The sequence below is a fragment of the Marinobacter sp. C1S70 genome, assembly GCF_000475355.1.
Lineage (GTDB): Bacteria > Pseudomonadota > Gammaproteobacteria > Pseudomonadales > Oleiphilaceae > Marinobacter > Marinobacter nauticus.
Genome location: NZ_AXBW01000024.1, coordinates 82,189 through 97,522 on the forward strand (window position 1 = coordinate 82,189; position 15,334 = coordinate 97,522).

The following is a 15,334-nucleotide window of genomic DNA, read 5'->3' on the forward strand; positions in this document are numbered from 1 at the left end:
ACCCAACGCAGAGGGTTTGAAAAAGGTTCCGGTTGCTGCATTAACATCCGGCCATAAATCCGTCATTATCGCCTGAAGTGCACACAGGGCGGGCGTAAGATAGACTGCCCTCTTCCAGAATTTCGATCAGGCAGTTGGTCTTTGGCAATTTTCCCTTTCCGCCCGTCCGCACAGAAACGTTTCCATCGGTTGGTTCAGCCCCACCTCGAGGGGATGTATGCGTTTGCCTACCGTTTGACCGGAACCCGTCAGGACGCTGAGGATCTGGTGCAGGATGTGGTCGTCAAACTGTATCCCCGATTATCCGAACTTGAGACGGTGGAACAGCTTCGGCCCTGGCTGAACCGTGTGCTTTATCGTCAGTTTGTGGATTCGGTTCGCCGCAGGGGGCGCCGTGCCGACCGGGCAGCCAGTGAACTCGTGGAGGCGGACCACCAGGCGGATTGGTTCGATGCGCTGGAATCTGATGATGCCACGCCAGAACATGTCTTCGATCAGTCTCGCCTGGGGTTCATGCTGGACGAAGCTATGGACCGGCTTTCGCCAGATCAGAGAACCTTGCTGCTTCTGCACGATGTTGACGGCTGGAGACAGGAGGATGTGGCCGCGGTACTGGGTGTTGCGGTTGGTACCGTGAAGTCGCGATTACATCGGAGCCGCGCCACGTTGAGAAAATACCTGCAGCAGCGCATGGAACCGGGAAGCGACGTCCGGCGTGTTGAAGAGTGAGGTGATGACCATGTCCTGTCCAAGCATTCGATCACAATTACCTGATTATGTCAGGGCGACACTCTCCGAGAATGAGGCGGCAGTGGTGCGTGAGCATTTGCAACGTTGCCCTCGGTGCCGGCGTCGTTGTGATATGGAAGAAGTGTTGATGTCCCGGATGGCTGCGCAGTTTGATGTGCCTCCGCCGGCCCCGGATTTTGAATCGCGGGTGTTTGGGGAGTTGTCTTCCGGTTCGGGCCGGCGTGTACACATGGCCTGGGGTGGCGCGGTGGCGGCAGCACTGGCATTGGGGTTGTTCATCGGGCAGTCCGGACTGTGGCAACCTGATGAGGCTGTCGCTGTGGCGGAGGTGGTGGACACCCCCGTTGTCGCGCCGGTGGAGAGAACCGTACGCCTTGCATTCACGGCGGGAGAGCCCCTGGATGACGTTACCCTTACCTTGAATCTGCCGCCTCATGTGGAAATCGCAGGCTTGCCCGGGCAGCATCAGGTGCGCTGGCAGGTGAGCCTGGAACAGGGTGACAATGTGCTGGCATTACCCCTGCGGATTATGTTCCCCGGGGCCGGCGAGCTTGTTGCCGAGCTGGATGCTGAAGGCCGGCAGAAAGTTTTTCGGGCCACCATACCTGATTACCCGGGGGCGAGCCGGCATGCCCCTGTGGATGTTAAGGAGCCTGCAACATGAGTGGTTATAACGGATCCCTTGGCTTCGCAACCGCTGGCCTTATACTTGCCCTGATGTCCGCGCCGGCGTTTGGCCGGGACGATCTTGACGTCACCATGCGGCTGGTTGGTGAGAATGAGGACGTAACGGAATCGGTTGCCCGTGAAATTCGGTTGCCGGAGCTACCGGCACTGGAGCGTCGTTCCTCCGGGCTTGGACGTGGCGATGGTGAGCCGCCGGGCCAGCAAATTCGCGAGCAGGCCCGTGAAAAAGGGCGGGATTTTGGTCAGTCCATGTCAGAGCGTGCCCGCGACGTTCGTGAAAACCGGCCGGAGCGGCCTGGTTCCGACAAGCGCCCCGATATTGATCCTGGCAAAAAGCCGGAACGTCCGCCTCAATCCTCGAAGCCGTAACTCAAAGCTTGTGGTAACCTCGGTTTCCGTCAACGGTTTTCTATTTATTGACTGAACCCGGGGTTGTTCTTGCGTCTCCTCTTCATCTTTTTGTTTCTTCTCGGTCAGCCCCTGTTGGCCCAATCCGCTTTCTCTGATGGGGCAAGCGAAGCTCTGGCCCAGGGCGTGGTCCAGTTTCAGCAAGGCAACCTTGGTCAGGCCCGGGAAAGTTTCCAGTTGGCTGCAGAGCTGGGCGTTCAGTCTCCGTCACTGCATTACAATCTGGGCGTGGTCTGTTATCGGCTGGGGGATTATCCGGCGGCCCGGCAGTGGTTTTCCCGTTTACTGGACGGTGACGATCGCGCCTTGGCCACGTACAACCTGGGCCTGGTCGCCCTTGCTGATGATCGGCCAGGGGAAGCCCGTAAATGGTTTGAGGAAAGCCTTGCGGCATCACCACCGGAGTCTGTCCAGCGTCTTGCCGAACAGCAGTTGGCAAAACTCGACGGCGTGGCACTTCTTCAGGGCGAACGCCGAGTGGATGCCTACGGCTATTTGTCCCTGGGCGCAGGTTACGACAGCAATCTCTCGGCAACTCCTGAAGACTCCGCCAGTAATCAGGGAAGTGCGCTTGGCGAAGTGATAGCCGCCGGTTCGGTTGACTATGCATTGGATGCCCACCGTTGGCTCTCGCTGGATCTGATCGCGTTTGCCCGACACTATGCCGAGGACGGCGATTACGATCAGCAGTTGTTACAGGCGCGCTTCGGTGTCATGCGTGCCTGGGGGCTTTGGGCGGTTGGTATTCGGCCCGTGGTGTCGCGTTCGTGGCTTGACGGAGATAGTCTGGAAACCCGCTGGGGTGCTGAGTTTCTGGCCCGGTCTGCCGAGTGTTCACCTGCCGAAGATCTGAGGTGTGACGTGGCGTTTGCCGTGGAGCAGGTGAATGGTGGTGACGGCTACCAGGCCTACGATGGCCAGTGGTACCAGCTGAAGGCAGGGCTGGGTTATCCGTTTGGTGATCTTGACCTGGCAGGCGAGTACCGCCTGGAACTGAACAACCGGCAAGATCTGGACGTGCCCGAACGGTTTGTCAGCGTATCGCCCACAAGGCACGAGCTTATTCTGGAAGCGAATTATCAGCTGTCGTCGGAGTTGGCCTTGGCGGGTGAGCTATCGGTTCGCCACAGCCGCTATGGCAAGCCGCATCGCTGGGTTGAGTCGGGGATGTTGGTGGAGCGCAGGCGGGAAGACGTCCTGACCGGAGTAGGGCTGATGGCTGAGTATGATCTCACTGCGCGCTGGTTATTAAGGCCGCAATGGTTTTTCCGTCATCAGCAGAGTGAGCTCAACGAATACGATTTTCGTCGGCATACGCTGTTGCTCTCCCTCGAGGGCGTATTCTAGCCCAGCCGAGGTTTGCCCCCGGATTGATCCCGGGGGCAATGGTGCCTCACAACGTTTTCATGACCTTGCGCGCAGCTGCCAGAGTGAATTCAATATCCTCATCTGACAACGCTGCGGTAGTAAAGCCTGCCTCGAATGCTGAGGGCGCAAGGTAAACGCCTTCCTTCAGCATGCCCTGGAAGAATGCCTTGAAGCGTTCCACGTCACAGGCCATCACCTGGTCAAAGCGCGTGATGGATGGTTCGGTTGTAAAGAAGAAGCCGAACATGGCACCCGCGGACTGAACCGCCAGTGGGATGCCGGCTTCATCCGCTGCCGCCTTGAAGCCATCCTTCACCCGATTGGTTTTTTCCGTCAGCCGATCGTGGAACCCGGGCTCGGAAATCGCATTCAGCGTGGTCAGCCCGGCGGTCATTGCCAGCGGGTTACCGCTCAGGGTGCCGGCCTGATAAACCGGGCCCAGCGGCGAGATATGCTCCATGATTTCGCGTTTGCCGCCGAATGCACCGACGGGCAGTCCTCCGCCAATCACCTTGCCCAGAGCCGTCAGGTCCGGTTTCACCCCGTAGAATCCCTGGGCGCCGCCGAGCGATACCCGGAAACCGGTCATCACCTCATCGAAGATCAGCACGGTGCCGTGCTCATCACACACTTCCCGCAGCGCTTCCAGGAAGCCGGGCACGGGCGGGATGCAGTTCATATTGCCGGCTACGGGCTCAACGATAATGGCCGCGATCTGGTCGCCCATCTGGCGGAAGGTATCACGAACCTCGTCAATATCGTTGTAGGTCAGGGTCAGGGTATGCTCCGCCAGGCTGGCCGGAATTCCCGGTGAGTTCGGTACACCCAGGGTCAGGGCGCCGGAACCGGCTTTGACCAGCAGGGAATCTACGTGACCGTGGTAGCAACCTTCGAATTTCACGATCTTGTCGCGGCCGGTGTAGCCACGGGCCAGGCGGATGGCACTCATGGTGGCCTCGGTGCCGGAGTTGACCATGCGCACCAGTTCGATGGAAGGCACCAGCTCGCATACCTTTTTCGCCATCTCGGTTTCAATGGCGGTCGGGGCCCCGTAACCCACACCCAGATCCACCTGAGCGTGCAGCGCCGCTTTGATGCGGGGATCGGAATGGCCCAGGATCATCGGGCCCCAGGAACCAATAAAATCGATGTACCGCCGGTCATCCTCGTCATAGAGATAGGCGCCCTCGGCGTGTTTGAAAAAGACCGGAGTACCGCCAACACCACGGAATGCCCGAACCGGGGAGTTTACGCCGCCGGGAATATATTTCTGGGCCTGTTCAAAGAGGGTTTCGGAATGATTCACGGTTGTCTCCTGTTATTCGGAAAGTGAAAAAAGTGGATGATGCCGGGCGAACAGGCGGTGAAATGCCCTGGCCCGGGCTTCTATGTCTGAGGGTTGGCCGCCGAACAGGCCGCCGACTACGGCAACCAGGTCTGCCCCGGCACGGATCAGGGCCTCAGCGTTGTTACCGGTGATTCCGCCTATGGCTGTAATGGGTAACCCGAGGCCTTTTGCCTCGGTTAAAACGTCCGGCGAAGCCGGCGGCGCACCGGGCTTGGTAGTCGAATCGTAAAAGCGGCCGAAGGCCAGGTAATCCGCACCGCCGTCAGCGGCTGTCTGGGCCAGATTCAGGCTGTGATGGCAGGTGATGCCGATAATGGCATGCTCCCCGAGCAAGCGCCTGGCGTCGACCAGTGAGCAATCATCCTGACCCAGATGAACCCCAGCGGCGCCGACTCTGACGGCAAGTTCCGGGTCGTCATTAATCAGTAACGGAACGTCGAACCCCTGGCACAGGCTGTTGAGGTTCCTGGCCTGAACCAGCCGTTCAGAGGCTGTCGATCCCTTGTCCCGATACTGAACCAGCCGCGCGCCTCCGGCCAGAGCCGCCTCTACCGAAGCAATCAGGATGTCGGCAGGCGTCAGCCGGTTATCGGTGATGGCGTAAAGACCGGGTCGAAGCTGAGACTTTACCGTTCCCACAGAATACCCCGGTCGGGAACCCGCTGGCCCTGGCCAACCGTCAGTGCATGCAACAGCGCCCGATGCACGTAATTCTGCGCCTGGGAAATCGCGGCTCTTGGTGACAGTCCCATGGCCCGGCCGGCGGCAATGGCCGCTGCCAGCGTGCAGCCGGTGCCGTGATATTCATTGCTGCCAACCCGTTCCACCTCCCATTCCATGGGCTCCGGGGCGTGGTTATACAGTGTGTTGATGATGTGGATGCCTGTGCCGTGGCCGCCGGTGGCAAGCACGGACTCACAGCCCGTCTGCAAAAGGTTGCGGGCGGCCTCTGCCGGATCGTCGCTGCCGCCGAGCTGAGCCAGTTCAATGCCGTTGGGCGTAATCATTTCAGCTCTGGCAAACAGTTTGTCTTTCATGGCTGTGACAAGCGCATCATCAGCCAGATCGCCACCGCCAGCCGCCTTGATCACCGGGTCGACAATCAAAGGCACGCCCGAATGCTTCTGCACAAACTCCACCAGTACCTCCACCACTTCGGCATTTCCGAGCGCCCCGGTTTTGATGGCGTGGATGGGCGTATCCTGGGCAAGGCACTCCAGTTGCTGTTTGATCAGGTCCGGGCTGACGGGCTCGGCGCCATATACGTTGCGGGTGTCCTGCACGGTCAGGCAGGTGAGCACGGGCAGCGGATGGGCGCCGATGGATGTGATGGCCTGTATGTCTGCCTGTATGCCGGCGCCACCAGACGGATCCAGCCCGGAGAGCACCAGTACGTGGGGGCGGGTGAAGCTTTTGATGGCCGATCTCCTCAGAATGGTTTAACAACAGCAAGAATCACGACAGCGAGCAGGACAAACACCGGCAGCTCATTAAACCAGCGGTAGAACACGTGGCTACGGGTGTTCTGGTCATCCCGGAACACTTTGACAAGGTGACCACAGTAGAAGTGGTAGATGATCAGCAAAGCCACCAGCGTCAGCTTGGCATGCAGCCACCCCTGACTGAAATAGCCTGACCAGTTATAGCTGAGCAGCCAGACACCGAATACAACCGTGGCGACCATGGAAGGCGTCGTAATGCCACGGTAAAGCTTGCGTTCCATCACCTTGAACCGCTCTTTGCCTGGTTCATCCTCGCAGGCGGCATGATACACGAACAGTCTGGGCAGATAGAAAATGCCGGCGAACCAGCACACCAGGGAAATAATGTGGAAGGCTTTCACCCAAAGCATTCGTTAACTCCGTCGGTATTGGTAGTAGCTTTCGATATCCGTTTGCAGCACAACACCATAAACCCGTTGAATCATGGGGGCCACATGGCGTTGTACGTATAGTGCCTCAGCTTGGGTGCTGTCGAATTGATGCAGGGCTTCTTCCAGCGTTGCCTGGTACTGTACCGGTGCCACATCCCGCCGGTTGGCGGGGATTTCCATCAAATCAATGGATTCCGGTAATTCGGTGCCTTCCTCGGCGGCCTGCTTCTCGGTGTCCTCAAGAAAGCGGGCCAGATCGACGGCCGGTAGCAGGGCGGTGGGGCCATTGCTGCCTTCCACCAGAAGCCATTTCGGTTCCGATTTCAGGGCTTTCTTGGCTTCTTCAAGGGTGAGCGCGCGCTCGGTTCGAAGAATATTCCGTTCCATGATGGCGCCAACCGAAACCCGCCTCAGTGCCTGGATAACGGGGGAATTCTGGTAGCTCAGGCCCTGGCTCTTGAGGATGGTCAGGAATAGCGATTTCTTGCCGAAAGCTTCGCTGGTTACCAGGCTGGCGGTAGTAATCATCAGCATGCCTGGCAGTATGATGTTCGGGTTCCGGGTGAGCTCCATCAGCGCCATCAAAGCCGCCAGTGGCGCCTGCAGCACGGCGCCCATCATCGCCCCCATACCCAGCATGGCGTAAAACCCCACCGATGAGGCAATGTCCGGGAACATCTGGGCGCCGATCAGGCCCATGGCGCCGCCCAGGGTGGCGCCCATGAAGATGGTGGGGCCGATAACACCGCTGGGCATACCCAGTCCAATGGACAATCCGGTGATGACCAGCTTGGCGCTGCCCGCGCCGATCAGTAACCAGAATCCGAGTTCACCGTGAATGGTTTCGCTCACCGTATCGTAGCCGATGCCCATGGTTTCCGGGATGACCAGGGCGAAGGGCACCATCAACAGGCCGGCCACGGCAATTCGTAGCAACACCGGGCGGTGATGGTAACGGCCCATACTGTCTACCAGTTGGATAAATCCGGCCGCTGCGATGCCGATAATAACGGCAATGGCGAGAATCCAGGGGATCTCCAGCAGTGAATTCATGGTCAGAGCCGGGACACTGAACGCCGGTTCGGTGCCATAAACCGCCTGGGTGACGATGGCAGCGCTGACCGCGGCCAGGATGATCGGAGTGAAGCCGGCAATGGTGTATTCCATCATCACCACTTCCATGGCGAAAATCACGCCGGAGATGGGAGTGTTGAAGGAGGCGGAAATGGCAGCGGCACAACCGCAGGCGACCAGCGTACGAATGCTGTTGTTGGGCAGCCGCATCCATTGCCCGAGCAGGCTGGAGAAGGCCGCGCCCAGATGGACGGCGGGCCCCTCCCGGCCGGCGGATTGCCCGGTAATGACCGTGGTAACGCCGGAAACAAACTGAACCATGGCGCTGCGGAAGGAGATGTAGCCCTGATGGTAGTTCAGCCGCTCCATGATATGAACGATGCCGACTTTGCGATCGTGCAGGGCGAGTTTGTGCAACAGCAGCCCCAGCCCCAGAGCCCCCGCCAGTGGCAGAAGACCGCGGGTGAGCAGATCCAGCTCTTCGAAACTCTCTGAGCCCTGGCCCGGCAGGAAATGCTCCAGTGGCCATTCAATAGCGAGTCGGAAAAGCAGGATCACGCCGCCGGTCACAATGCCGGACAGCAGGCCAAGAACCGCCAATTGCGGTAAGGCATCAACGCCGGAGAGCTTCCGCCGGAATACGGGGATCAGATTCTCGGTAATCTGTTGCCTGATGCTACGCATTGGCGGGGTGTTCCGGTTGGAGTGTCGGGATCATCAGCAGATTTCTGACAACATTGTAACGGCGGGCCCGCAGGCTGCAATAAGTCCTTGGTTTATCATGTTAGACTACGTGCCCTGACTTCCCAATTCTGTCCAGACCACGTTGGAGATAAGAGTGATTAAAGTAGGCATCGTCGGCGGAACCGGATACACGGGTGTAGAGCTGTTGAGAATTCTGGCTGTCCACCCGGAAGCAGAGGTTATCTGCATCACCTCGCGATCGGAAGCGGGTATGCCCGTGGCCGATATGTATCCCAACCTGCGAGGCCATTTTGACCTTGAATTCTCCGAGCCCGACGCATCGGTGCTGGCGAGCTGTGATCTGGTGTTTTTTGCCACGCCGCACGGCGTTGCCATGCGCATGGTTCCGGAATTGATGGCCTCAGGTGTTCGCGTGGTCGACCTGTCCGCGGACTTCCGCCTGAAAGATCTTGATACCTGGGCAAACTGGTATGGCATGCCCCACGAGAGTGCCGGCTGGGCCGAAAAAGCGGTTTATGGCTTGCCCGAGGTGGCGCGCGAGGCCATTCGTGACGCTCAGCTGGTTGCGAATCCAGGGTGTTATCCGACAGCCGTGCAGTTGGGATTCCTGCCGTTGCTGGAGCAGGGCCTGGTCAATCCGGCAAGGCTGATAGCCGATGCCAAGTCTGGCGCCAGCGGTGCCGGCCGGCAGGGCAAGATTGGCATGCTTCACGGTGAGATAGGCGAGAGTTTCAAGGCCTACGGCGCTTCCGGGCATCGGCATTTGCCGGAGATTCGCCAGGGCCTCATGGCCGCTGCAGGGAAAGGCGTTGGCGTTACCTTTGTGCCGCACCTGATACCGATGATTCGCGGTATTGAAGCCACGCTCTATGCCGAGCTCGATAACCCTCAGGATTTTGACCGCCTTCAGGCGCTGTATGAGGCGCGTTATAAAAATGAGCCGTTCGTTGATGTCATGCCGTTCGGCAGTCATCCGGAGACCCGCAGTGTTCGTGGTGCCAATCATTGCCGGATGGCATTACACCGCCAGGAAGACAGTAATATCGTGATTGTGTCATCGGTGATCGACAACCTGGTAAAAGGCGCCGCCGGCCAGGCGGTTCAGAATATGAATATCATGTTCGGCCTGGATGAAACCATGGGGCTGAACGCTCCGGCTCTGCTGCCGTGAGGTCGGGCCGTGAGTGATCCTCGAAAACCGGCGGATGAATACGTTGTTATCCGCCATCGGCCAGGTTACCGGTTACGTCGCAGCCTGATTCTGCTGGCATTTACCGTCATCGCCGCCGTGGCAGGATATGCCGCTGGGCTTGCCCAGGGAGGCTTCCGTTTCAGCTCGGCGGAGGCGTCTGCCGAGCAGCTGGTGGAGGAGGTAGAAAACCTTCGGGAGCAATACCGGGAGGCACGTCAGGGGTTGGTGAATCTCGAACGTGGGCGCGCGATCGATGAACAGGCACTGCGGGAGGCACGAAACACGATTGTCGGCCTGGAAACCCGCATCCTGGAGCTGGAGGCGGATCTTACCTTCTACCGCAATATCATGGCGCCCTCGGAAACCAGCAAGGGCCTGCAGGTGGACAGTTTTACGCTGAGCCCGGCCAGGGAGTCTGGTGTTTTCGATTTCAAAATGGTGCTGACTCAGGTTGGCAACAACAAGAGCTATATTTCGGGTCTGGTGGCCGTAAATGTCATCGGTCGTCTGGATGGCGAGAAAGAGGTGATTGCGCTGAGAGATCTGTCGGATGAGATTGATGATCTGGGCGTGAAATTCCGGTTCCGCTACTTCCAGGATGTGGAGGGCAGCCTGCGCCTGCCTGAGAGCTTTGAACCCTATGAGATTCAGGTCGTTGCCCAGGCGGAGGGCCGCAAGGCATCCCAGGCTGAACGAACCTTTGATTGGAAAGATTTAACGGAGAACTGAGATGCTTGGCAAGAAAAAGCAGAAACCCCGCCGTTCCCCCGGCCATTTTGACACCCTGATTTCCGGCAAGACCACCGTTGAGGGCGACGTTCATTTCTCCGGTGGTCTTCACGTGGATGGCACCATCAAGGGCCGGGTTGTGGCCGAAGAAGGCTCCGATGCGGTGGTGCGTTTGTCAGAGGTGGGGGAAATCGTTGGCGACGTCGTGGCTCCCCATATCATCATCAATGGCAAGGTAAAGGGTGACGTGCATGCCTCTGCCCACCTCGAGCTGGCAGAGAAAGCGGTTGTTACCGGCAATGTCTATTACCAGTTGATTGAGATGGCCATGGGCGCCTCGGTCAACGGCAATCTGGTGCGCAAGGATGAAACCAGTGGTTTGCTGACGCATGAGCAAAAGCAGCCAGAGAGTTCAATCGCAGGTGAAGATGAGGACAAGTCCGAATAGTTGATTGTTTTAGTCAGGAATACCATAATTTCCTGACAGCAATATCATGCCGGAGGCAGACTTTGAGTGTAGTTCAGCAACAAATGGCCACGCCGTTGTTTTTCACCGACAACGCAGTCGCAAAGGTGCGTGAGTTGATCGAGGAGGAGGAAAATCCCGATCTCAAGTTGCGTGTCTTTGTCACAGGCGGCGGCTGCTCCGGTTTCCAGTACGGCTTCTCGTTTGATGAAAGTCAGGAAGAAGATGACACCGTCATAGAACGGGATGGGGTCAAGCTGCTGGTGGATTCAATGAGCTATCAGTATCTGGTGGGCGCGACTATCGACTATCAGGAAGGGCTGCAGGGTTCACAGTTTGTCGTTCAGAACCCCAATGCGAGTTCGACCTGCGGTTGCGGCAGCTCATTTTCCATCTGAATCAGGGTGGATAAATTGCGCCCAGTATTCTCTCGCCCGAAGCGCCGGTGACTTCGGGCACGTTGCCCGGTAACTGAAGGATGGTTTGTCGGGCCAGCCAGGCGAACGCCACCGGCTCTACCCACTGAGGGTCAAGACCAAGATCCGCCGTGGTGTGTAGTGCGGCAGACCCAAGGCCTACCTTGAGCTCTCTCATCAGTAATCGATTGAAGGTGCCACCACCACAGGCATACACGGCCATGTCCGCATTTTCCTGTGGTAACTGCTGGAGAATGGTGGTCACGGTCAGTTGCAGCAGGGTTCTCTGCACGTCCTCGGCGGGTATCTCGTCGAAACGTTGAAGATGTGTGCGCACCCAGTCGATGTTGAAACGCTCTTTGCCCGTACTTTTCGGAGCTGGTTTGCTGAAGTAGGCGTCTGACAGCATGCTGGCAAGCAGTTCGGAATGGGTCGCGCCCTCACTGGCCATGTGGCCGTCTTCATCAAAATGCCGCCCGGTCTGGTCCAGGCACCAGGCGTCCAGCAGGGCATTGGCCGGGCCGGTATCGAAGCCGACGGCCGGCTTTCTCGATCCGGCCGGCAGCCAGGTGATATTGGCAATGCCACCGAGATTTAGAATGCATCTATCCTGAGTGGGTGAGGCAAAGAGCCAGCGATGAAAAGCGGGTACCAGGGGAGCGCCCTGTCCGCCGGAGGCAATATCCCGGCTGCGGAAATCGGCAACTGTACTGATCCCCAGGCGTTCGGATAGCCACGCGGCATTGCCGATCTGAAGGGAAAAGGGCGCATTGCCGGCTGGTTGGTGGCGAATGGTCTGGCCGTGGCTGCCGGCGGCCCGTATCTGTTTTGGGTTAATTCCCGACTGTTTAATCAGTTGGGCACCGGCTTCCGCAAAATGCTGGCCAACCAGGGTATCCAGTTCGCCCAGCTCATCCGGGTCTGCCTGGTTGCGTGTTGCCAGCAGTAACCGCTGGCGTAGTGCGTCGGCATAGGGTAGAGAGACGGTTTCGTGGACGGCCAGGCTGTTCGTGTCGAAAGACACCAGCACCGCATCAACTGCGTCCATGCTGGTGCCAGACATCAGGCCTAGCCAGTAGTCCATGCTTAGTTATCCGAGGCCAGAGCCAGCTGCTGATTGCTTTCGCGGAACACGTTGAACTGTGCCAGGCGCTGTTCGGTGAACTTCTGGAACCTTGCCATCTCGCTGTCCGGCACCGGCTTGGCGTCGGGGAGTTTTACCGTTCTTGAGTTTCTCGGCGCACCGTTGATCCGGAATTCGTAATGCAGGTGGGGTCCAGTCACCATGCCGGATGAGCCGACGTAGCCAATGGTTTCGCCCTGCTTGACCCGGGTACCATTCTTGATGCCTTTGCCCAGTCGGCTCATATGTGCGTAAAGCGTTGTGATATTGTCGCCATGCTGCAGTACCACCGTCCGGCCGTAGCCGCCTTTCCAGCCAGCGAACTTCACCCGGCCGCTGCCGGCTGCCTTGATTGGGGTCCCCGGAGGTGCGGCATAGTCGGTACCTTCGTGTGGGCGAACCACATCGAGAACCGGGTGGCGACGTTGCAGGTTGAAGGGCGAGGAAACGCGGGCGTTGATCGGCACTCTCAGGAAGGCCTTGCGCATGCTCTTGCCGTCGGGTGAATAGTAGTCACTTTCTCCGTTCGCATCGGTATATAACAGCGCAAGGTTATCTTCTCCCCGGTTGATAAAGCGGGCAGAGAGAATTCGGCCGGTATCAAACTTTTCGCCATCAATATAAAGCTCTTCGTAAACCACTTCGAAGCTGTCGCCTTTTCTGACATCGTATACAAAGTCGATGTCCCAGCCGAAAATGCCGGCCAGTTCCATCGTCAGGCGATCATTCAGGCCGGCGTCTCTGGCTGAGAGGTATAAAGACCCGTCGATAACGCCTGCGGCGAATGCCGGTCTGGCTTCAGGTTCGCGAACGACGGTCTCACCAAGAAAGCCATCCTCCGTGCGCGCGATTTTGAGGGACTCCAACAAAGAGCGCTGGAGTTCAATCGCAACCAGTTCGCCCTCGGAGTTCACGCCGAACCGGATATCCTCGCCGGCATAAAGGCGTTGGAGCTTGTCGGCCTCGCCGTCACCGTGAATCACCGAAAGCATCAGGCCGTCGTTAAATCCGGCTTTCCGGAACAACGTGGAGAGTGTATCGCCAGATTTAATGGTGAATTCTTGCCACTGAATATCAGGCTCGGGTGCAACGTCTGCCTGAGCTGTCATTGGTTGGCTTTGGCTTTCAGTTGTTTGGCTTGTTGTCTCAGCCTCCGGAGCGGCGGCTTGGGTGCTGGCTTCCTGTGAGGATGCCCCGGAAATCAGGCCCTGCTCCAGGTCGACGGTGTAGCTCATCCGCTTGGCTTCAACGTCTGCGCTTGGGCTCATCAGGACAGCAGCAGAGACGATCACCGTGGCGGCTGCCGCCAGGGTAATGTGTGTTTTGGGGAATGTTTTCAGCACGTGGCTCACCCGTTTTAATCGGTAATCCAGTAATTTGTACCGGCTTATTAAAGCGTCAGGTCAAGTATAGACCAACAGAGTACCGCATATAACAGAATTGCGACAGTGTCCAACATTACAGTCGAGCGGCTGTGCTGGTCGTACAAACTGCGCTGCCGCTGCTATAATCCCGGGCTTTTCATGCTCTGACTGGTCGTTTTCTGAGCATTTCTACTGTACCAAGGGTGCCGGTAACTCACAGATTTCTTTTGTAGACCTCTGTAACCGGCTCCCGCTTTATTGTCACAGACGGGGTGAGGGGTTCATGGCATCAATAGATGAAGCGCTGGCGATTATCAAACGGGGTATTGATGAGCTGATTCCAGAGGAAGACCTGGTTGAAAAGCTGAAAGAAGGTCGGCCGCTGCGAGTGAAGGCCGGCTTCGACCCAACCGCACCAGACCTGCACCTCGGCCACACGGTGCTTATAAACAAACTGCGTCAGTTCCAGGACCTTGGGCACGAAGTTATTTTCCTGATTGGTGACTTTACCGGCATGATCGGTGACCCCACAGGAAAGAGTGCTACCCGGCCTCCGCTTACTGAAGATCAGGTGCGCGACAATGCGATTACCTATAAAGAGCAGGTGTTCAAGATTCTGGATCGGGAAAAAACCCGGGTTGTCTTCAACTCCGAGTGGATGAGCAAGATGACAGCGGCGGATATGATTCGCCTGGCCGGGCAATATACGGTTGCCCGTATGCTTGAGCGCGATGACTTTACCAAGCGCTATCGTTCCGAGCAGCCAATCGCTATTCATGAATTCCTCTATCCTCTGGTGCAGGGCTACGACTCAGTGGCGCTGGAAGCTGATATTGAGTTGGGTGGCACTGATCAGAAGTTCAATCTTCTGATGGGGCGGATTCTGCAAAAGCATTACGGCCAGAAACCGCAGGCCATCCTGACCGTCCCTATCCTTGAGGGGCTGGATGGTGTCCAGAAGATGTCCAAGTCTCTCGGTAACTATGTGGGGGTCAGCGACTCCCCGGGGGAGATGTATACCAAGCTGCTTTCCATGCCAGATGAGTTGCTGTGGCGCTACTTCGAGTTGCTCAGTTTCCGGCCGATGGCTGAGATCGAGCACTTCAAGGCCGCGGTTGCCGGCGGCGAAAACCCTCAGGACTATAAGAAGGTGCTCGCTGAAGAGTTGATTACCCGCTTCCATGATGAGGAGGCTGCAAAGACGGCTCATAAGTCGGCGGGTAATCGGGTTGCTCTCGGTGAGATTCCGGACAACGTACCGGTCGTGGAGGTTTCGCTGGAAGGTCAGGGTGAGATTCCGATGCCTGCGGTTCTGCGTCTTGCTGGTCTGGTGAAGAACGGTGCTGCGGCGCGTGACGTACTTGGGCGTGGAGCGGTTTATGTGGATGGCCAGCAGTTTGAGGGGCAGCGCATGTTCGTAGCAGGAGATGAGTGTGTCATCCAGGCGGGTAAAAAGAAGATTGCCCGGGTGATAATTGTCGAGTGATTTTCGTGGCGTTTTGGCCAATCTGAATTTTTTTCAGATTGGCCGTTGACTCCTCGGCTGAGGTCTGTAGAATGCGCATCTCGCTTGAGGGGCAGGCCACTGAAAAGAGGCAAAGCCTGAGCGATAACTGCTTGAAAGCGCTGAAGAAAATGTTTCAGAAAAACTTCAGAAAGCGGTTGACAGGAAGGCGGTTCAGTGTAGAATGCGCACCTCGAAACAGGCAGTAAGCCGGAGAGTTTTTCGGCGGTTTTCGGAAGCGAAAACAGCGAAAAATAAACGGTTGACAGGGCAGCGGAACGATGTAGAATACGCGGCCTTGATTGGGCAACAGCTCAAACGCTCTTT

Annotated in this window: 17 protein-coding genes; 9 read left to right on the forward strand and 8 right to left on the reverse strand. The window is 57.7% G+C overall.

The genetic code is table 11. The annotated features are described in order from the left end of the window. The first annotated feature begins 141 nt into the window (after positions 1-141). The 4 genes from Q669_RS08175 to Q669_RS08190 all read left to right on the forward strand — a co-directional run bounded on the left by Q669_RS08175 (position 142) and on the right by Q669_RS08190 (position 3,192). A complete protein-coding gene (locus Q669_RS08175) occupies positions 142-729 on the forward strand; it encodes an RNA polymerase sigma factor (RefSeq protein ID WP_022991904.1) in 588 nt (195 codons plus the stop codon). A 10-nt stretch (positions 730-739) separates the two neighbouring features. Continuing rightward, complete coding sequence (locus Q669_RS08180; protein ID WP_152525037.1) at positions 740-1,414, forward strand: zf-HC2 domain-containing protein; 675 nt, start codon at positions 740-742, stop codon at positions 1,412-1,414. Beyond that, positions 1,411-1,806 carry a hypothetical protein gene (locus Q669_RS08185; protein WP_022991906.1) on the forward strand — a complete coding sequence of 132 codons (396 nt, stop codon included), beginning with the start codon at positions 1,411-1,413 and terminating at the stop codon, positions 1,804-1,806. Before Q669_RS08180 ends, Q669_RS08185 begins: the two co-directional genes overlap by 4 nt. A 114-nt stretch (positions 1,807-1,920) precedes the next feature. Then, positions 1,921-3,192: a tetratricopeptide repeat protein gene (locus Q669_RS08190; RefSeq protein ID WP_227501069.1), complete on the forward strand. Its 1,272-nt coding sequence runs from the start codon at positions 1,921-1,923 to the stop codon at positions 3,190-3,192. Positions 3,193-3,238: 46 nt separating this feature from the next. On the opposite strand, the gene hemL is transcribed toward Q669_RS08190, so the two are convergent. From hemL to Q669_RS08215, 5 genes are read right to left on the reverse strand one after another with little or no spacing between them, the layout of a single operon-like run. Continuing rightward, positions 3,239-4,519, reverse strand: coding sequence for a glutamate-1-semialdehyde 2,1-aminomutase (gene hemL, locus Q669_RS08195; protein WP_014420464.1), 1,281 nt, complete (start codon positions 4,517-4,519; stop codon positions 3,239-3,241). Between the two features lie 12 nt (positions 4,520-4,531). Beyond that, a complete protein-coding gene (gene thiE, locus Q669_RS08200; RefSeq protein WP_014420465.1) occupies positions 4,532-5,200 on the reverse strand; it encodes a thiamine phosphate synthase in 669 nt (222 codons plus the stop codon). Next, the gene (thiD, locus tag Q669_RS08205) at positions 5,188-5,949 is read right to left on the reverse strand and encodes a bifunctional hydroxymethylpyrimidine kinase/phosphomethylpyrimidine kinase (protein WP_022991908.1); all 762 of its coding nucleotides are present in this window, start codon (positions 5,947-5,949) and stop codon (positions 5,188-5,190) included. Before thiD ends, thiE begins: the two co-directional genes overlap by 13 nt. A 41-nt stretch (positions 5,950-5,990) precedes the next feature. Continuing rightward, on the reverse strand, positions 5,991-6,413 hold the full coding sequence (gene hemJ / locus Q669_RS08210) for a protoporphyrinogen oxidase HemJ (RefSeq protein WP_011784219.1): 423 nt from the start codon (positions 6,411-6,413) through the stop codon (positions 5,991-5,993). A gap of 3 nt (positions 6,414-6,416) precedes the next feature. Continuing rightward, positions 6,417-8,192, reverse strand: coding sequence for a chloride channel protein (locus Q669_RS08215; RefSeq protein WP_022991909.1), 1,776 nt, complete (start codon positions 8,190-8,192; stop codon positions 6,417-6,419). A gap of 154 nt (positions 8,193-8,346) precedes the next feature. Between Q669_RS08215 and argC the strand changes: the two genes are divergently transcribed. From argC to erpA, 4 genes are all read left to right on the forward strand, one after another. Beyond that, a complete protein-coding gene (gene argC / locus Q669_RS08220) occupies positions 8,347-9,384 on the forward strand; it encodes an N-acetyl-gamma-glutamyl-phosphate reductase (protein WP_022991910.1) in 1,038 nt (345 codons plus the stop codon). Positions 9,385-9,393: 9 nt separating this feature from the next. After that, positions 9,394-10,134: a DUF6776 family protein gene (locus Q669_RS08225; RefSeq protein ID WP_022991911.1), complete on the forward strand. Its 741-nt coding sequence runs from the start codon at positions 9,394-9,396 to the stop codon at positions 10,132-10,134. A 1-nt stretch (position 10,135) separates the two neighbouring features. Further along, positions 10,136-10,582 (forward strand): bactofilin family protein, encoded by a 447-nt coding sequence (locus Q669_RS08230; protein WP_022991912.1) that lies wholly within the window; start codon positions 10,136-10,138, stop codon positions 10,580-10,582. Positions 10,583-10,665: 83 nt separating this feature from the next. Then, a complete protein-coding gene (gene erpA, locus Q669_RS08235) occupies positions 10,666-10,998 on the forward strand; it encodes an iron-sulfur cluster insertion protein ErpA (protein ID WP_011784224.1) in 333 nt (110 codons plus the stop codon). A gap of 1 nt (position 10,999) precedes the next feature. Here erpA and Q669_RS08240 read toward each other — a convergent pair whose 3' ends face one another. Together Q669_RS08240 and Q669_RS08245 are read right to left on the reverse strand one after the other, a co-directional pair. Beyond that, positions 11,000-12,100: an anhydro-N-acetylmuramic acid kinase gene (locus tag Q669_RS08240; RefSeq protein ID WP_022991913.1), complete on the reverse strand. Its 1,101-nt coding sequence runs from the start codon at positions 12,098-12,100 to the stop codon at positions 11,000-11,002. 2 nt (positions 12,101-12,102) lie between these two features. Next, positions 12,103-13,482, reverse strand: a complete 1,380-nt coding sequence (locus Q669_RS08245) for an OapA family protein (RefSeq protein WP_022991914.1) — start codon at positions 13,480-13,482, stop codon at positions 12,103-12,105. Positions 13,483-13,786: 304 nt separating this feature from the next. Between Q669_RS08245 and tyrS the strand changes: the two genes are divergently transcribed. Continuing rightward, on the forward strand, positions 13,787-14,989 hold the full coding sequence (gene tyrS / locus Q669_RS08250) for a tyrosine--tRNA ligase (protein ID WP_022991915.1): 1,203 nt from the start codon (positions 13,787-13,789) through the stop codon (positions 14,987-14,989). A 154-nt stretch (positions 14,990-15,143) separates the two neighbouring features. On the opposite strand, the gene Q669_RS19845 is transcribed toward tyrS, so the two are convergent. Next, the coding region (locus Q669_RS19845) for a hypothetical protein (RefSeq protein ID WP_036149229.1) at positions 15,144-15,334 on the reverse strand (191 nt) is incomplete at its 5' end.

Excerpts from the sequence above, each read along its gene's own strand:
- Q669_RS08180 (WP_152525037.1), top strand. The coding sequence starts at position 740 with ATGTCCTGTCCAAGCATTCGATCACAATTACCTGATTATGTCAGGGCG.
- Q669_RS08185 (WP_022991906.1), top strand. The coding sequence starts at position 1,411 with ATGAGTGGTTATAACGGATCCCTTGGCTTCGCAACCGCTGGCCTTATA.
- hemJ (WP_011784219.1), bottom strand. The coding sequence starts at position 6,413 with ATGCTTTGGGTGAAAGCCTTCCACATTATTTCCCTGGTGTGCTGGTTC.
- Q669_RS08215 (WP_022991909.1), bottom strand. The coding sequence starts at position 8,192 with ATGCGTAGCATCAGGCAACAGATTACCGAGAATCTGATCCCCGTATTC.
- Q669_RS08230 (WP_022991912.1), top strand. The coding sequence starts at position 10,136 with ATGCTTGGCAAGAAAAAGCAGAAACCCCGCCGTTCCCCCGGCCATTTT.
- erpA (WP_011784224.1), top strand. The coding sequence starts at position 10,666 with ATGGCCACGCCGTTGTTTTTCACCGACAACGCAGTCGCAAAGGTGCGT.
- Q669_RS08240 (WP_022991913.1), bottom strand. The coding sequence starts at position 12,100 with ATGGACTACTGGCTAGGCCTGATGTCTGGCACCAGCATGGACGCAGTT.
- tyrS (WP_022991915.1), top strand. The coding sequence starts at position 13,787 with ATGGCATCAATAGATGAAGCGCTGGCGATTATCAAACGGGGTATTGAT.